Origin of the sequence: Stakelama sediminis (assembly GCF_014199335.1) — a bacterium.
GTDB classification, from domain to species: domain Bacteria; phylum Pseudomonadota; class Alphaproteobacteria; order Sphingomonadales; family Sphingomonadaceae; genus Sphingomonas; species Sphingomonas sediminis.
This window is the reverse complement of sequence record NZ_JACIJI010000002.1, coordinates 560,022-576,944: the sequence shown is the minus strand read 5'-3', so window position 1 is coordinate 576,944 and position 16,923 is coordinate 560,022. Positions and strand designations below refer to the sequence as shown.

Annotated in this window: 16 protein-coding genes and 1 tRNA gene; 13 read left to right on the top strand and 4 right to left on the bottom strand. The window is 61.2% G+C overall.

The window, feature by feature from the left end:
• Window positions 1-88 precede the first annotated feature (88 nt).
• A tRNA-Pro gene (locus FHR23_RS09225) sits at window positions 89-165 on the top strand.
• Window positions 166-452: 287 nt separating this feature from the next.
• Window positions 453-749, top strand: a complete 297-nt coding sequence (locus FHR23_RS09220; RefSeq protein WP_184003088.1) for a PilZ domain-containing protein — start codon at window positions 453-455, stop codon at window positions 747-749.
• A 135-nt stretch (window positions 750-884) separates the two neighbouring features.
• On the opposite strand, the gene FHR23_RS09215 is transcribed toward FHR23_RS09220, so the two are convergent.
• The 4 genes from FHR23_RS09215 to FHR23_RS09200 form a co-directional block, all read right to left on the bottom strand.
• A complete protein-coding gene (locus tag FHR23_RS09215; protein WP_184003086.1) occupies window positions 885-3,302 on the bottom strand; it encodes an ABC transporter permease in 2,418 nt (805 codons plus the stop codon).
• 9 nt (window positions 3,303-3,311) lie between these two features.
• A complete protein-coding gene (locus FHR23_RS09210) occupies window positions 3,312-5,732 on the bottom strand; it encodes an ABC transporter permease (protein ID WP_184003084.1) in 2,421 nt (806 codons plus the stop codon).
• A gap of 85 nt (window positions 5,733-5,817) precedes the next feature.
• A complete protein-coding gene (locus FHR23_RS09205; RefSeq protein WP_184003082.1) occupies window positions 5,818-6,498 on the bottom strand; it encodes an ABC transporter ATP-binding protein in 681 nt (226 codons plus the stop codon).
• A gap of 11 nt (window positions 6,499-6,509) precedes the next feature.
• Entirely contained in the window at window positions 6,510-7,760 is a 1,251-nt protein-coding gene (locus FHR23_RS09200) for an efflux RND transporter periplasmic adaptor subunit (protein WP_184003311.1), read from the bottom strand.
• 186 nt (window positions 7,761-7,946) lie between these two features.
• Between FHR23_RS09200 and FHR23_RS09195 the strand changes: the two genes are divergently transcribed.
• From FHR23_RS09195 to FHR23_RS09145, 11 genes are all read left to right on the top strand, one after another.
• Window positions 7,947-9,182 (top strand): sigma-54-dependent transcriptional regulator, encoded by a 1,236-nt coding sequence (locus tag FHR23_RS09195; protein WP_343043087.1) that lies wholly within the window; start codon window positions 7,947-7,949, stop codon window positions 9,180-9,182.
• Window positions 9,172-10,395 (top strand): sensor histidine kinase, encoded by a 1,224-nt coding sequence (locus tag FHR23_RS09190; protein WP_246359793.1) that lies wholly within the window; start codon window positions 9,172-9,174, stop codon window positions 10,393-10,395. The genes FHR23_RS09195 and FHR23_RS09190 overlap by 11 nt, the downstream gene beginning before the upstream one ends.
• Before the next feature lie 157 nt (window positions 10,396-10,552).
• Window positions 10,553-11,560, top strand: a complete 1,008-nt coding sequence (locus FHR23_RS09185; RefSeq protein ID WP_184003079.1) for a purple acid phosphatase family protein — start codon at window positions 10,553-10,555, stop codon at window positions 11,558-11,560.
• Between the two features lie 155 nt (window positions 11,561-11,715).
• Window positions 11,716-11,991 carry a hypothetical protein gene (locus FHR23_RS09180; protein WP_343043085.1) on the top strand — a complete coding sequence of 92 codons (276 nt, stop codon included), beginning with the start codon at window positions 11,716-11,718 and terminating at the stop codon, window positions 11,989-11,991.
• A 112-nt stretch (window positions 11,992-12,103) separates the two neighbouring features.
• Complete coding sequence (gene ccmC / locus FHR23_RS09175; RefSeq protein ID WP_184003302.1) at window positions 12,104-12,823, top strand: heme ABC transporter permease CcmC; 720 nt, start codon at window positions 12,104-12,106, stop codon at window positions 12,821-12,823.
• Window positions 12,820-12,948 carry a heme exporter protein CcmD gene (locus FHR23_RS09170; RefSeq protein WP_184003077.1) on the top strand — a complete coding sequence of 43 codons (129 nt, stop codon included), beginning with the start codon at window positions 12,820-12,822 and terminating at the stop codon, window positions 12,946-12,948. The genes ccmC and FHR23_RS09170 overlap by 4 nt, the downstream gene beginning before the upstream one ends.
• A complete protein-coding gene (gene ccmE / locus FHR23_RS09165; RefSeq protein WP_184003075.1) occupies window positions 12,945-13,379 on the top strand; it encodes a cytochrome c maturation protein CcmE in 435 nt (144 codons plus the stop codon). The genes FHR23_RS09170 and ccmE overlap by 4 nt, the downstream gene beginning before the upstream one ends.
• Window positions 13,376-15,322 carry a heme lyase CcmF/NrfE family subunit gene (locus FHR23_RS09160; protein WP_184003073.1) on the top strand — a complete coding sequence of 649 codons (1,947 nt, stop codon included), beginning with the start codon at window positions 13,376-13,378 and terminating at the stop codon, window positions 15,320-15,322. The genes ccmE and FHR23_RS09160 overlap by 4 nt, the downstream gene beginning before the upstream one ends.
• Complete coding sequence (locus FHR23_RS09155; RefSeq protein WP_343043084.1) at window positions 15,313-15,852, top strand: redoxin family protein; 540 nt, start codon at window positions 15,313-15,315, stop codon at window positions 15,850-15,852. Before FHR23_RS09160 ends, FHR23_RS09155 begins: the two co-directional genes overlap by 10 nt.
• Window positions 15,849-16,271: a cytochrome c-type biogenesis protein gene (locus tag FHR23_RS09150; RefSeq protein ID WP_184003071.1), complete on the top strand. Its 423-nt coding sequence runs from the start codon at window positions 15,849-15,851 to the stop codon at window positions 16,269-16,271. Before FHR23_RS09155 ends, FHR23_RS09150 begins: the two co-directional genes overlap by 4 nt.
• Window positions 16,232-16,918: a tetratricopeptide repeat protein gene (locus tag FHR23_RS09145; protein ID WP_184003069.1), complete on the top strand. Its 687-nt coding sequence runs from the start codon at window positions 16,232-16,234 to the stop codon at window positions 16,916-16,918. Before FHR23_RS09150 ends, FHR23_RS09145 begins: the two co-directional genes overlap by 40 nt.
• Window positions 16,919-16,923: the final 5 nt, after the last annotated feature.

Genomic DNA, 16,923 nt, shown 5'->3' with positions numbered 1-16,923 from the left:
TTTTGAGGTAGGTAGCATAGCGTTAATGCACCCGGTGTCGATGGGGAGTTGTCCCCGAGGCGCGCAACGTGTAGCAGCACTCCATCGTCGGGGAGTGGCGCAGGCTGGTAGCGCACCTGGTTTGGGACCAGGGGGTCGCAGGTTCGAATCCTGTCTCCCCGACCATGAGAAAACAGAATGCCCTGTCTGTTTCTGCCAGTCATAGTAAAATGATGTGGTAACTGCTCAATAGCGTTTTCGGCGCTTCATCTCCGGCAATTTTGAAGCTTCAGAACGAGTCATGGTCGCGCGAAGCAATATTCCAGGCGATCCGGCCATGAAATTAACCGCCTCTTTACTTTCATTGCGCAAAATACGTAGTATCAGGAATACTGGGCCTGTGGTTTATACCATGGGTTGTTTTAGTGTTTGCGATAACGTCGGTGCCTATAGTCCTTCACATGGAGGTACCTATGCACGAATCGCGTTTTTCAGATCGTTTTTCCGTTTCCATTCCCGTGCGACTGAGCGGTCCGTCGGGTGAAGTTTCGGCATGTATGGTTGACGTGTCGCTGGGGGGCGCCGGCGTACATTGCACGCTTGGCGATATCCGGCCGGGGGACAAGGTAAAACTGATCGTTGCGGATCGTGGCTATCCCGCACAGGTGGCATGGGCTTCCATGGGCAGGCTGGGGGTCAAATTCGAACAGGCCCTGACGCACGGTCCGCTTTATCATCTCGCCAAGGCGCTACCCGAACTGGCGGCATAGTATGCGGCGGAGTATGGCCGCGTGTATCGAGTACCATTTCCATCAGGGGGGAGGCCGTCACCGGACGTGCCTGCCCCCTCTTTCATTGTCTGCCAGCCGGAGAAAGCCCGGCCTGCACGCGTTCTGTCGCGATATTTATTCATCCCTCAATGCACGCGCCGGTTCCGCCCGCGCCACTCGCCAGGCCTGGCCGAAAATCGTGGTGCATGCGATGAGGAGGGCAAGCAGCGTTGCCGCGACGAAATAAGCAGGCGAAAGCGCAATCCGGTCATCGAAACCGGCAAGCCATTTGCGCATTGCGAAATAGGCCAGCGGCCAGGCGATCAGATTGGCGAGCAGCACCGGCCGCAGGAACTGACCGATCAGAAGGTGCATGATGTCGCGCGTTGAAGCCCCCAGCACTTTGCGTATGCCGATTTCCCGGACACGCCGCGCGGTGTCGAATGAAGCAAGGCCGTACAGCCCGATACAGCCGATCAGCACCGCCAGCACCGCTCCAATGGTAAACAGACGACTGCGCTGTGCATCGTCCTTGTAATAACGCTCGTAAAGATTGGCATTGACGGTCCGTGCGGCAAACGGAACACCGGGCACGACACGTCGCCAGACTGCTTCCAGCCGGTTCTGCATCGTTTTGGCATCGCCGCTGTATCGCACCCCCGCAAACGGATCCATTTGCGTTTCGGTGTTGAGATAATAGGCCGTTGCGCGGACCGGGTCGTGCGGCGAGCCGAAGCGCTGGTCCGCGATGACGCCAACCACCGTCAGATTGCGTCCCGCCTTGACCGGCTTGCCGATGGCGTCTTGCGGATCGGCGAAACCCAGTGCCGTTACCGCAGTGGCGTTGAGGATCACGTTGGCCTGCTTATTTTTTTGCCCGGCTGTGTCGTCTGCGGCCCGGTGCGGCGCATCGAAAAGGCGACCGGCGAGCAATTTCGTGCCATAGGTACCGAAATAGCCTGACCCGATATCTATCCACATCACGGATGGCTTACGATCAGGCATGTCAGGCCGGTTCATCGTTTCCGCATTGGTGGCGTTCTGGCTTCCGGGCGCGTTATTGCCGCTCGCCACGGATACTACACCGGGAACCCTGCGAAACGCGGCAAGGATCGCATGACGCTGCGTTGTATCGAGCGATCCGTCGGCAAAGGAATTAACGACGATCAGGCCATTGCGATCAAAGCCAAGATTGGCGGTGCGCACATGCCGCGCCTGTGCGATCATCACGATCGTCGCGATGGTGAAAAGAAGGGCAATAGCGAACTGAGCTATCACTAGTCCCTGCCGCAGCCGCGCACCGCTTTTTCCGCCGCCGGGCGCGCGAGCCGAGGCTAAAACCGCGGCAGGCCGAAAGCCCGAAAGGACGAAGGCCGGATAGAGCCCCGCAACTATTCCGACCAGAACTACCGTTCCCAGAAGTATCGGAAGGATGCTTCCTGCCCCGAAATAGGTCAGTGACAGGTGGAGTCCGCCTGCGGCATTAATGAACGGAAGTGCAATTTCTGTCAGTGCAAGGCCGAGCAATGCGGCAACCAGCACAGTCATCACGGATTCAAACAGGAACTGGCCGATCAGCGCGCGGCGTGTGCCGCCCAGCGTCTTTCGCACTGCGACTTCTCTTGCGCGAAGGCCCGCCCGGGCTGTGGCCAGATTCACATAGTTGACGATCGCGATCATCAGCGTCAGCAGTCCGACCAGACCCAATGTCGCGACCGTCACCTTATCGCTGTTGGTAAAGAGGTGCAGTTGGGAAATCGGTCGAACGTCTTGTCGGTACTGATCCGCCACATGCGGGGTGAAATTTCCCGTCGGCCCGGCATGGCGCTGCAGAAAATCGGGCAGGCGGGCGGTAAATGCGTGTGCTGCCGCAGCATTGGGAAAGCGCAGGAAGGTAAAGAGCGATGTGCTGCCCCAATGATCGAAAAAATCTCCGGCAAAACGGTCCCGGATCAGCCGAATATACATATCGCCGTTAAAGGTCAGGTCCTTGGGCAGATCCTTCAGCACCGCACCGACCTGATAGCTATATGTCTTGCCGTTGATGACGAGCGTGAGCTGCTTGCCGATTGCCGATCGGTCCCCGAAATATTTTCTGGCGATTTTTTGTGTGATCACGAGACCATCCGGGTCAGCCAACGCTGTCGTGGCATTGCCCTGCGCTACGGGATACTGGAAAAGCTGGAAGAAATTGCCATCAACGGCGAAGACGTTCTCGCTGGTCGATTGATCGCCTTGCCGCACGATTGCACTCAGGCCATCATACCGCGTTCCCACCAGATCGGGAAAGTCACCCTTCAACTGATCCAGTTCGCCGCCCATGGTATAGGGGTTCGGGTCGGTCGGGTAGCCCGGCATATTGTAATATTCTTCAATCACCCACAGCTTGTTCGCGCCGGGAAAATGCCGGTCGAACCCGGTTTCGAACTGCACGAACAGAAACAGCACCAGAAACACCGCGATACCCAGCGCCAGCCCGCCGATGTTGAGGAACGCGAACAGCTTATGCCGGGTGAGCGAGCGATAGAGTGTCAGCAGCGAGCTTGCGATCATGGGAGCGTCCTATTCGTAGCGGAGGGCTTTGGCCGGTTCCGCCCGCGCGACGCGCCAGGCCTGGCCGAAAATGGTGGCGATGGCGATCAGCGCGGCGATCACACTTGCGGCGAGGAAATAGGCTGGTGACAACGCGATCCGGTCGTCGAAACCGGCAAGCCATTTGCGCATCGCAAAATAGGCCAGCGGCCAGGCGATCAGATTGGCAAGCACCACGGGGCGCAGGAACTGGCCGATCAGCAATCGCAAAATATCCCGTGTCGACGCGCCCAGCGTCTTGCGAATGCCGATTTCCCTGATCCGTCGCGAGGTGTCGAAGGCTGCGAGACCGTAAAGCCCGATACAGCCGATCGCGACTGCCAGCACCGCGCCGATGGTAAACAGCAACGACCGTCGTGCATCCTGCTGATAATATTTCTGCCAGAGATTCTGCCTGACCGTTTTTGCATCGAACGGGACAGTCGGCGCGATGCTCTTCCATGCTTTCTCAAGCCGGGCCGTCATCGTCGCCGCATCGACGCCGGTATAGCGGATCGTCGCCATGCTTGAGGAGATTCGCGCCGTGTCGAGCATATAGATCACGCCGCCAACCGGTTCGCGAGGATCGCGAAAGCGCATGTCCCCGACCACGCCGACAATCCGCATCGGTCGTGTTCCGTCGATGGCCTGACCGATGGCTGCCTGCGGACTGGCGATCCCCAGCTCCTTGAGCGCGGTCCGGTTCACGACGATGTTCAGTGCCCCCGTCCGGTCCCCGGAAGCCACGGACAGATCGTCCCCGCCATGGCTGGTATCAAGACTGCGGCCGGCCAGGCGATGCGCGCCGAACGTCTTGAAATAATCAGGACCGATCTGCACCGTCATCATCGACGGTTTGACGGTGGGCTTGCCGGGCAACCAGACGGTGTCGCCATTGGTCGTGAACTGGTCGCCGGGCGCGTTTTGAGCAACGGTTGCGGACGTGACGCCGGGCGTCGCGCGGAAAGCACGCATCAGGTCGTTTTGCGCCGCGTGGTCAAGCGAACCGTCGAAAAAGGAACGGACGATGATCAGCCCTTGCCGCTGAAAACCCGGATCGGCCATGCGGACATGGGCGACCTGCGCGATCATGACCGAGGTGCTGATCCCGAAAGCGATGGCGATTGCGAACTGCGCAACGATCAGTGCCTGACGCAACCTTGTGCCGTTGCGACCTCCATCCGGTGTGCGTGCGGCAGCGAGTACCCTTGCCGGACGATAGCGGGACAATATCGCGGCGGGATACAGTCCGGCGATCAGTCCGACCACCAGCACCATTGCGATCAGCGGCAGTGCGAGGCCACCGGCACCGATATAGCGGATCGAAAGCGATGTGCCGATGGCGGTGTTAAGCAGGGGCAGGGCGAGTTCGGCGAACGCCAGACCGATCAGGGTCGCAACGAATACGGTGACTACCGCTTCTCCCAGAAACTGGGCCATGATCGCCGACCGTACACCGCCGAAAACCTTGCGCAGGGCGACTTCGGGCGCTCGCAATCCGGCCCGTGCGGTTGCCAGATTGATATAGTTCATGATCGCGATCAGCAGCGTTAGGATACCCATCAGAGCAAGCGTCACCACCGTCGCTCGATCTCCCGGCGTGGCCAGATGCAGTGCCGAAAGCGGTGTGATGGATTGATAATATTTCCCCTTCTTCACATTCCCCGTGGGGAAGGCATGACGGTCCAGAAATCCGGGAAGTGCGGCTTCGAAACGGTGTGCCGCGGACTTGTCGGGAAATTGCAGCAGCGTCGTCAGGGATGCGCTGCCCCAGTGATCCCACCATTCATTGGCAAATCGCGCCGGAACGATCGGAACATACAGATCGCTTTTCAGGGTGGTCTGCATCGGCGGATCGGCGATCACACTGCCGACACGGTAGCTATAGTCCTCCCCGTTGATGCGCAGCGTCAGTTCGCGCCCAAGCGCAGGCTGGTCTCCGAAATATTTGGTTGCCGCCCGTTGGGTGATGACAAGGCCGTTCGGCTCCTGCAGCGTCTGCGACGGATTGCCGGCTAGCGCTGGAAACGGGAAGAGCCTGAAGTAATTCGTATCGACGGCGGCCAGCGGTTCGGCGAAAGATCGCGGCCCCTGAAGTACGGTGACGCCCATCGAATCATAGCGCGTGCCCGTCAGTTGCGGATAATCGGCCTGCAACTGAAGCAGTTCGTTGCCCATGGTAAACAGGCCGGGCTGGGCGGACTCGCCTGGTCCGACACGATGCTCCTGTAACAGCCACAATGTGTTCCAGCCCGGCAATTGCCGGTCATACCCGCGTTCGAACTGCACAAACAGGAACAGGATCAGAAACACCGCGATGCCCAGCGCAAGTCCGCCGATATTGAGCACCGCGAACAGCCTGTGCCGGGTGAGTGAGCGATAGAGTGTGAGGAAAGGAGAGCCGCCGATCATGCCGCATCCTCCCGTTCCGAGAGCCGCCGCCACAATATCGCGATGACGAGAAGCAGCACGATTGTGGCCAGAAGATCGCGCATTTTCACGCCGCCCGCCGTGCGGAGGTCAGAATGCGGCCGTCGAGCATATGGACGGTGCGCTTGGCGATGTCGGCATGGGCTGGCGAGTGAGTCACCATGACGATGGTCGCCCCTTCGGTGTTCAGTTCGGTCAGGATGTTCATTACCTGCGTGCCGTTCTCGGTATCGAGATTGCCGGTCGGTTCGTCGGCCAGGATCAGCTTCGGATCACCGACGATGGCGCGCGCGATGGCGGCACGTTGCTGCTGTCCGCCGGAAAGCTGATGCGGGTGATGGTTCTTGCGATGCGCGATGCCGACCCTGTCCATCGCGGCGGCGACCCGCTCACGCTTCTCAGCGCCGCCCAAAGAACGATAGGCAAGGCCAAGCGCGACATTCTCTCCGATCGTCAGCTCGTCGATCAGGTTGAAGCTCTGAAAGACGAACCCCAGCCGGTCCCGGCGCAACTTTGCCAGCTCCGCTTCGGGCGCTTTGGCAATATCTTCGCTCTCGAACAGATAGCGGCCCGCACTGGGACGGTCGATCGTGCCGAGAATGTTGAGCAGCGTCGATTTGCCGCACCCCGACGGTCCCATGACCGCGACGAATTCTCCGGCCTCGACGGTAAGGTCGATGTCGGTGAGCGCGGTAGTCTCCACTTCATCCGAACGGAACAGGCGACTGATATTGTCGAGATGGATCATGGCGTGTTCCTTCAACTGATGAGCAGGTGCTGATATTGCTGATAATTGTTGATCGCTGACGTCACGATCCGGTCGCCGGGTTTCAGACCGCTCGTCACTTCGACCTGATCGGGATTGCGGCGTCCGGTGGTGATCTGGCGGCGTTCGGCGCGCCCCTTGCCGGTGAGGACGAACGCGATGTTACCGCCCGCGTCTAGCCAGCTTCCCGCCGGGGCGACGATGGCGGGATGGTCGGCACCGAGGATCAGCCGTACGTCAAGCGTCTGGCCGCGATTCAGGCCTGCCGGTGCGGTGCCGTCAAAGGTCAGCTCGACACGAAAACGGCCATCGGTAACCTGTGGCAGCACTTTCGAAACACGCAGCTTCGCCTGACCGTTATCAAGCGTGGCGATGGCGTTCTGGCCAATGCGAACGCGACCGAGATAATATTGATCGACATCGGCAATGAGCTTCCACGACCCCTCGGCATCGATTTGCGCGACCCGGTCCCCGGGATTAAGCGTCTGGCCGGGTTGCAGGTCGAAACCTGTCAGTCGTCCCGCCATAGGTGCGCGGATGGTGAGCGCATCCAGGCTATTATGCACCATGGCAAGGCTGCGGCGTAACTGCTCTGCGGTAGTGCCGATCTGCGCACTCTGACTGGCCAGCGTGCCGCTTTCCTGCGCGCGTGCTGTGGTCAGTGCCTGTACGCGGCTTTGCTGATAGGCGACTTCGGCTGCGAGTGGTTTCACCGCAGCCTGATTGACGATGCCTTTTTGCAGCAGAAACTGTTTATGCGACAGTTCGACCTGTGCCTTTTGCAAGGCGTTCTTGGCGGAAGCGACTTCGCTGTCGCTGTCCAGCCGGTTGCGCTGGATCGACAGGCGCTGGGCGCTGATATTGCCGAGTTGTCCGGCAATGTCGGCGGAACGGGATGCCACATCGAGTTCGAGCGAACGGTTGCTGAGCACCGCAAGCGGCTGTCCTTTCGCAACCTGGCTGCCGTCGCCGGCAATCACATGATCGACCTGGCCGCCGACTATCGCCGATACATAGGTGGTATCGCGCGGTGTGACTTCTGCGCGCAGCGGTACATAGTCCTGAAACGGGGCACGCTGAACGGTGCCGGTGCGGATGGCGTCGGCTTCAACGGCAAGAGCGTTGGACGAGGGGATGAAGGCATAGAGCAGCGCCACCGCAGCCAGCACGGCAGCGGCGATCAGGCCCCAGCGCACCCGGCGATTGCGCCACCAGCCCCGTGCCGGCGCAACGCGTCGATCCATGCCCGCACCGCTGATTGATGAGACTTGCGTCGTTTCGTTCATGCGGACAGGATATCCTCTAGTGACGAAATTCACTAAGCAATTGATAAAAAATGATATATTATATGTTGCTGTAGTGAATCGAACGGAGATTGTAGGGGGTGTCCGATTCCGAACAGTGATTCCGGCCTGTCAAGCGGCACGCCAGTGCAAATCCTCTGTATCGATGATGACGCCGATATCGTTCAGGCGGCGGGGCTGATTGCACGCCGAAAGGGAATGCAACTGACCGGTGCCGAAAACCCGCAGGTTGCATGGAGCCTGCTGGCCGAGCAGCGTTTCGACCTGATCCTTCTCGACCTGAATTTCGCGCGTGGCAACACGTCGGGCGAAGAGGGGTTCAGGATGCTGACCGATCTGACCGCCGCCGATCCGCATGCCGTGGTAATCGTCATTACCGGCCATAGCGGTATCAACATCGCGGTAGAGGCGATGCGCGCGGGCGCCTCCGACTTCGTCATTAAACCGTGGAGCAACGATACACTGGCGTCCAAGCTGGAGCGGGCGGCGACGCTGGCCCGTGCGCGCTACCGTTCCTCCTTTTCACCGGAGGAAGCGGCAACGCCGCTGCTGCTGGGCGAAGACAGTGCGATCAAACGCATCCGTACGTTGATCACGCGTATCGCACCAACTGCGGCTCCGGTGCTGATTACCGGACCGGCGGGGGCCGGAAAAAGCCTGACCGCACAACTCGTCCATCGCCGGTCGGCCCTGAACGAAAATCCCTTGATCCGGTTGCCCGCACATGCCGACCTCGACGAGGCGTCGATCAGCAGCGCCCTTGAACAGGCGAGAGGCGGCACCGTGCTGCTGGACAATGTTGTTGAGCTGCCGCGCGCCCTCCACCCCTGGCTCGCTGCGCGGCTGGAGGGGATGCGCATCATCGCGACGGCACGCGGGGAGCGGGGGATGGTGCGCGCGGCGCTGGATGCAGACCTGCTCTATCGGCTGAACACCATCGAGATTGAAGTGCCTTCGCTGAAGGAGCGTTGTGCGGACAAAGCGTTGCTGGCGCGCCATTTCGTAGAGCGGTTTTCGCGGCGTCACGGCGTGCCGGTCCGTACCCTGTCGGATGAGGCGCTGGGAGCGATTCTGGCGGATGACTGGCCCGATGAGGTGCGCGGGTTGCAGCAGGCGATCGAGCGCGCGGTATTGCTGGCGGGCGGGGAGGAAATCGTGGTGGCCGACCTGGGCATCGATTCGTCCCATGCGCCTGATGCGCCGTTGCGGGCAGGGGCCGCTGACCTCAACCTTGATCGTACCGAACGGCGATTGATCGAGGCCGCACTTGATCGGCACCGGTTTAACATCAGCCGTGCGGCGGAAGAACTGGGCCTGACCCGAGCGGCACTTTATCGGCGGATGGCCAAGCATGGACTTTAGGCGCGCAGGCTGGCCGCTCGGGCGGATCGTCATGATCGCGCTGTTGCCGGTTCTGGGTGGTGTCGTGGCGCTGGCATGGTGGCACGCATTCTACGCCAATGCGGTGCTTGCCGCCTTGATTGCGCTATGGGCGATCGGCTCGATTGCGATGTCGATGCGGCGCGACCGGGAGCCGATCTATGTCGATATGCGCACCGATCAGCGCGCAATGGATGCCGAGCGTCAGCAGCGCCGGTTAAGCGCCTATCTCAACCTGTCGCCGGCCCCCCTTATTCTGCTGGAGGAAGGCTATCGGTTGCGCGCCGTGAACCGTGCTGCCCGACGATTATTTTCGGTTCAGGACATTATCCCCGATCCCGATCCGGCGCTGATCCGCGCGATCGCCGGTACCGCCCCGGGGGCGGCAGCATCGCTTCGCATCGATTTTGGTGGGGGCGTGGAAGGCTATGCGATTGCCACTGCCGATATTGCCGGCGATGGAGCAATCAGTCGGATCGCCGCACTGGTCGGGATCGAGGCGGAATTGCGAGCAGCCGAAGCGCGTGCGCTGCGCGACCTGTTAAACATCCTCAGCCATGAGATTATGAACGGCCTGACACCCATTGCCTCTCTGGGGCGCTCCGCGGTGGAACTGATAGAGAGTGGCGCCCCCGCGGATATTGTCGAAGCGCGAAACGCAATCGAGACGGTGGCTCGCCGGGCGGAAGGGTTGCGGGGCTTTGGTGAGGCGTATCGCCGGCTTGCACGGCTGCCGGAACCCGTCATGCGGTCGGTGGTGCTGGATTCCCTAATCGCAGACCTGACGACCCTGTTCCGTAATCGCTGGCCGCAGATCGAGCTTGCCGTGCGCGATGACGGCGCGCCGAACCGTGTTGCCGCGGATGCGGAACAGCTTCACATTGCACTATGGGCATTGTTGCAGAATGCTGCCGAAGCCTGTGCAGACCGGTCTTCACCGCGTGTTGTGATTGAGGTGCGGCAGGTAGATCGCATGCTGCAAATTCAGGTGTCCGACAACGGGCCGGGCGTTTTCGACGACGCGCAAGCCCGCATTTTCCAACCATTTTTTACGACGAAGGATGATGGTTCGGGTGTCGGTCTGGCGCTGGTCCGCATGATTGCGCTGGGGCATCTCGGTGACGTCGCACTGATAGCGAAGGATGGTCCCGGCGCGACATTCCTGCTGACGTTACGCAGCAGGGAAGAACTGTAGAGTAGACATCCAGTTGTATTGAGCCGGTATGTCCTGCCGCATACCCTGTCCTTTCATATACGGTAACAGGAACGACTTTTTTGCGTTCTATCAGGGCGCTTCCTATCAGAATGGACCGATCATCTTCGGCCCTGTCAGCGTTGCAGGAAGCGTGTTTATGACCATCCGCCATATCAGCCGTCGGGGAGCGATTCAGTTTCTGGGAGCCGCAGGGCTTGCCGCGATGACGCCGCTGGAGGCGTTGCTGGCGCAGACCTCAGCACAGGGTGGGATGACCTTTCTCGGCATCGGTGATTGGGGGCGCGGGGGACGTAATCATCAAAGCGACGTCGCGCACCAGATGGCGCGTGTCGCGGACCGGCTGAACCCGCGGTTTATCCTCTCCGTTGGCGATAATTTTTACGAAAACGGCGTCACCAGCATCACCGATCCGGCCTGGCAGCACTCCTTCGAGCGGGTTTATGATGCGCCATCATTGCAGGGGCCGTGGCGGGTAACGCTGGGTAACCACGATTATCACGGTAACGTGCAGGCGCAGATCGACTATTCGGCGCATAGCAAGCGCTGGCATCTGCCGTCGCACTGGTATGATTTTAGTGAGCGGGCGCCGGACGGGACGACGGCGCAGTTTTTCGTGCTCGACACCTCTCCGATGATCGAGCGCTATTATGAGGATGGCGCAAGAGCGGTAAAGGTCGGCGATCAGCGTGCGAAGGTGCCCGTGCAATTGGCCTGGCTCGACCGGGGGCTTGCCGCTTCAACGGCGGACTGGAAAATCGTCATCGGCCACCACCCGGTTTACACCGGCAAGGCGGAAGGCGGCTACCGGGCGAAGGCATCAGCGGAGCATCGTCATGGCGGCAATCCGGAACTGATCGACATGATCGATCCGCTGATCCGCAAGCATGGTGTCGCGCTCTATCTGAATGGGCATGACCATGACCTTCAGCACGTCATTCATGGCGATACCCATTATGTATGCACGGGCGCGGGTTCGCTGACCGACACGCATTGCTATATCGGTGACAGTGATTTCTGCTCGCTGCAATCGGGCTTTGTGACATGCAATCTCAATCGGCACAGGCTCAGCGTCACCTATGTCGATTATCGGGGACGGCACCTCCACGTCGTTGATATTCCGCCTGTTCATTCATCTGTTGTCTGACGAGAGCGTTTGGCAAGGCCGCACAGCTCTTGCCGCATCCGATTAGCCCGCCCGTATAGCTGGCGCGCGGGGCATGTTTGGGTTTATCATCCCACCTGCAACGGGTGGGGGAAAGCGCGGTGTCCGGTAAGCATGAGTCAGCATCTGAAAGTGGCGTGGAACGGCTCCCCACGCCGCGAAAGAGCAGCGTTACCAATGAATTGAACGCTATTTTGCTGATGTTGAAGGAGGCCTGTCCGGAAAAGACGGTCATTACCTTCGATTTCGACGGCGCGTTGCGGGTGCATCTGGACGTGCGGGCGACTCAGGATATCTGGAAAATCGAAGGTCTGCTGCCAACTCTGGGCGGCGGTATCTTTCGCGATATCAAACGCGGCAGCACGCCGCATCACCCCTTTTTCCACCGGGTCAGCGCTGTCGTCGACCGTTAAGGGTCTGTATGATGCAGGATGTCGTCAGCGCGCTGCGACAGCGCGTGTTTTGACGTGCAATAGTGTTTCCGACCTAGCAACCTGCCCATTCCGGCGATAGGCATTGGCAATTGTGTTTCATGCGCTTGCCAATCCGAACCGCTTTCTGAAGCTAGCCCGTCCGGCCACGGCGATTTGCCTGTGGGCGGGGCTGGCACTGATCGCGTTCGGATGCTGGGCCGGTCTGACGCAGACGCCACCCGACTATTTGCAGGGGGAGACGGTGCGGATCATGTATATCCATGTGCCGTCGGCATGGCTGGGCATGGCCGGATGGTCGTCGCTGGCGATCGCGAGCTTTTCCTATCTGGTGTGGCGGCATCCGCTGGCGGCCGTGGCGGCGCGGGCGATTGCCATGCCGGGGGCACTGTTCACGGCATTGTGCCTGATTACCGGTTCGATCTGGGGCAGGCCGACCTGGGGCACCTGGTGGCAATGGGACGGGCGGCTAACCTCGATGCTGCTGCTGTTCTTCGTCTATCTGGCCTATATGGCACTGGCGCGAGCCGACCGGGAACGCGGCGGCGATGCGCGGATTCCGGCATTGTTCGGGATTGCTGGCACGGTGTTGCTGCCGATCATCCATTATTCGGTAATCTGGTGGAATACGCTGCATCAGGGACCGAGCATCACCCTGTCGGGATCGAGCATCGCGGAATCGATCCTGTGGCCGCTATGGTTTACGCTCGCAGGATTCACCTTGTTTTTCGCGGCAATCGTACTGATGCGGATGCGCGCCGAACTGGCAACGCAGAAGGCGGAGGCGCGGATGCGCAGGCTGACCCACGCATGAATCCATGGCCTTTTGTCATTGCCGCCTATAGCGTGACGTTCGTCGTGGGCGCGAGCGTGCTGGCGGCGAGCTGGATATCAATGCGCCGCGCGGAACGACGGCTGGAGGATCTGAAACGGCGATGAAGGCGAAGCATCAGCGCCTGACGCTCGGCCTGCTGGCCGTGGCCGCCGTGCTGGGCGCGAGCGGGCTGGCGCTGTCGGCGTTACGGACACAGGCGTCGTTTTTCTATTCGCCCGGCGATGTAGTGCGCGACGGCCTGCCGCTCGGCCACCATGTCCGGCTGGGCGGTATGGTCGAAAAAGGGTCGGTCAGGCACATGCCCGATGGCATTACTGTGCGTTTTGTCGTCACCGACGGTAAAGCGCAGGTGCCGGTGCGCTTTACCGGCGTGACGCCGGACCTGTTCCGCGAAGGGTCGGGTGTCGTGGCGGAAGGCGAGTTTCAAAGGGACGGCAGCTTCATCGCCGACAATCTGCTCGCCAAGCATGATGCACGCTACATGCCTCCGCAAGTGGCGGGCAAGATGCACGAAACGAAGACGCTCCAACCATGATCGCAGAGAGCGGGCTGGCGGCATTGTGGTTTGCGGCGGCACTGGCGCTGTTGCAGGTGGCGCTCGCCGGTCTGGCGCTGCGGCTGCGCAACGATGACATGACGGCGGCGATCCGTCCGGTGGCGATGGTGCAGGGGCTGTTATGCGCCGGTGCGATGGCGTGCCTGATTACGGTGTTTGCGCAATCCGACATGTCGGTGAGGCTGGTGTTCGAAAACAGCAGCGCGGTAAAGCCGATGCTGTACAAGATCGCGGGCGCATGGGGAAACCATGAAGGCTCGATGCTGCTATGGGTTACGATCCTGGGGCTGGCGGGCGCGGCGGTGGCGCTGTTCGAACGGCAACTGGAGCAGCGCACGCTGACAGCGACGCTGGGTGCGCAGGCGGTCATCGCGCTCGGCTTCTACGCGTTCCTTCTGTTCGCATCGAATCCGTTTGCCCGGCTATGGCCACCCGCGGCGGACGGGCAGGGGCTGAACCCGTTGTTGCAGGATCCCGGCCTCGCGCTGCATCCGCCTACGCTCTATGTGGGCTATGTCGGCCTGTCGGTCGCCTTTTCCTTTGCTGTCGGAGCACTGGTCACGCGCGATGTCGGCCCGCAATTCGCGCGCGCGATGCGGCCCTGGGTGCTGGGCGCGTGGATATTCCTGACTCTGGGGATTACGGCGGGAAGTTACTGGGCCTATTACGAGCTTGGCTGGGGGGGCTGGTGGTTCTGGGATCCGGTGGAAAATGCCTCGCTGATGCCCTGGCTGGCGGCGACGGCGCTGCTCCATTCGGTCAGCGTGCTGGCGACGCGCGACGGATTGCGGGCATGGACGGTCATGCTGGCGGTGGTCGCCTTTTCGATGTCGATGATCGGGACGTTTCTGGTGCGTTCAGGCGTGCTGACCAGTGTTCACGCCTTTGCCGTCGATCCCGAACGCGGCACGTTCATTCTGGTGCTGCTGGCGCTCTATATCGGTGGCGCACTGGCGTTGTTCGGCGCGCGGATCGGAACCGTACGGCAGGGGAATACCTTCGATCTGGTGAGCCGCGAGGCGGGGCTGGTGCTTAACAACCTGTTGCTGTCGGTGATTTTGGGTATCGTGCTGATCGGCACGCTCTATCCGCTGGTCGCGCAAGGGTTCGGCGTGCAGCTTTCGGTCGGCAAGCCGTTCTTCGACAAGACTGCCGGACCGATTGCGCTGGCGTTGATGCTGGTGCTTGCGGTCGGGCCGTTGTTGCGCTGGCGAAGGGACGATGCACAGGCGGTGCTCGGCCGGGTGACGATCCCGCTGGGAGTGGCGATCCTTGCGGCCGTCATCCTCGTATTGCTGACGCCGCGTGCGGGTGCGATGCCGATCCTTGGGCTGGCATTCGCAGCCGGATTGGCGGTGGCGAGCGTGGCACCGCTGTGGCGCCGCAATCTGAAACGCACGCCATGGTTCATTTTCGGCATGGTGCTTGCGCATCTGGGCGTAGCCGTGGCGGTGGCAGGCATGGCATCTGACAGCGCTTTTACCCAAGAACGGCTGACTGCGCTGCGGTTCGGGGAAACGGCAACGGTCGGGCCGTATGACGTCACCCTGAAAGGCGTGAAGCCCGTGGTCGGAGAGAACTGGTCGGCAATCGCGGGCGTGCTGATTGTGAAGCGCGGCACCGACCGGCCGTTCGTGATGGAGCCGCAACAGCGCTTTTTCTCCACCCCGCCGACCACGACCAATGAGTCCGCCATCGTGACCCGCTGGAACGGGCAGCTCTATACTGTGCTGGGGCAGCAAAATGCCGACGGACGCTGGCAGGTACGGCTGTGGTGGAAACCGTTTGTGACGTTGATCTGGATCGGCGGCGCGATGATCGCGCTAGGCGGTTTGCTGGCGCTGATCGGGCATATGCGCCGGACGATGAAGATGCGCAGGCGTGCGCGTGAATATGATGAATGGGCGGAGGCGTGGCTGTGAAAGTGCGGCATATCCTGCTCTGGCTGCCGCTGGTGCTGTTCGCGGTGCTGATGATCGTCGTGGCAACCGGGGTCATCAGGCCAAACACGCATGCCGTGCGATCACATATGACTGGCAAGCCGGTGCCTGCCTTTACGCTGTCGCCGATGGTGCCGGGCAAGCCGGGTCTGTCGACCACTGATTTCATCGGCCATGGTCCCCGCCTGCTGAACGTCTTCGGAAGCTGGTGCGTGCCCTGCGCCGCTGAAGCGGGGGAGTTGCAAAAGCTCAAAGCCTTGGGCGTGCCGGTTGAAGGCGTTGCGATCCGCGACAAGCCGCAGGACGTGCAGGCATTCCTTGCCCGCTATGGCGACCCCTATGACCGGATCGGTGACGATAGTCGCGCGCGTGTGCAATTGGCGATGGGATCGTCGGGCGTGCCGGAAAGCTTTCTGATCGACGGGAAGGGGCGCATCGTGCTGCAGCATATCGGTGCAATCCGGGCGGACGATATTCCCGGTATCATCGCGGCGTGGAAGGCGGCGCAATGACACGCTGGCGTCTGATCCTTGCCGTCGTAGTGCTGGCGGGTGGTTTCGCCATGACGGCGAGCGCCGATCCGACGGCGCAGCAGGATCGCTATGCCTATACCCAACTGCCCGATGCACGGCAGGAGGCGAAGGCACAGGCGCTGATGCAGGAACTGCGCTGTCTGGTCTGTCAGGGGCAGTCGATCGCGGACAGCGACGCCGATCTGGCGGGCGATATGCGTGCGATGGTGCGCGAACGGATCGCGGCGGGCGAAAGCCCGGATCGGGTGCGCCGCTGGCTGATCGAGCGCTATGGCGACTATGTCACCTATGACCCCCCGTTCAACTGGCGGACGGCGCCGCTCTGGCTGGCACCGCTGGTGTTGTTGATTGCGGGTGGATGGCTGGCTGCGCGGACAATCCGGCGGAGGCGTCGCTGATGGGCTGGGTCGCGCTTGGATTGATCGGGATCGGGGCGTTCGCGCTGATGATGGCGTTCGGATTGCGCCGCAATATCTGGATGCTGGGTGGCGCCGCGCTGATGCTGGGCGCGACCGGCTATGCCTTGCAGGGAAGTCCGGACTTGCCCGACGCGCCGGTCAGCGCCGAACGCCCTATCAGCAATGACGGGCAGGGGCTGCGCGAACTGCGGGAGATGCTGTTCGGCAGAATTACCGGAGAATCGCCCTATTTTCTCGCATCGGAAGCACTGATCCGCAGCGGCAGCACGGAAACGGCAGTGACGGTGATGCTGGGCGGAGTCAGCAGCCTGCCCGATAACGCTGCGCTATGGACGGGGCTGGGTACGGCATACAGCGCGCACGATCATGGATTGGTGTCGCCTGCCGGAAAGCTGGCCTTCAACCGGGCGATGGCGCTGGCCCCGAAACATCCCGGCCCGCCCTTTTTCTATGGCCTGGCACTGGTGCGGGAGGGAGACTATGCCGCCGCCCTGCCGTTATGGCGTCATGCACTGGCTCTTACACCAAAAACGGCACCCTATTATTCCCGGATCGCGATGCGGCTGGCACTGCTGCAACGGATGATCGCATTGATGGACCAGCAGGCCCGCACTACCGCGCAGTGATTCCG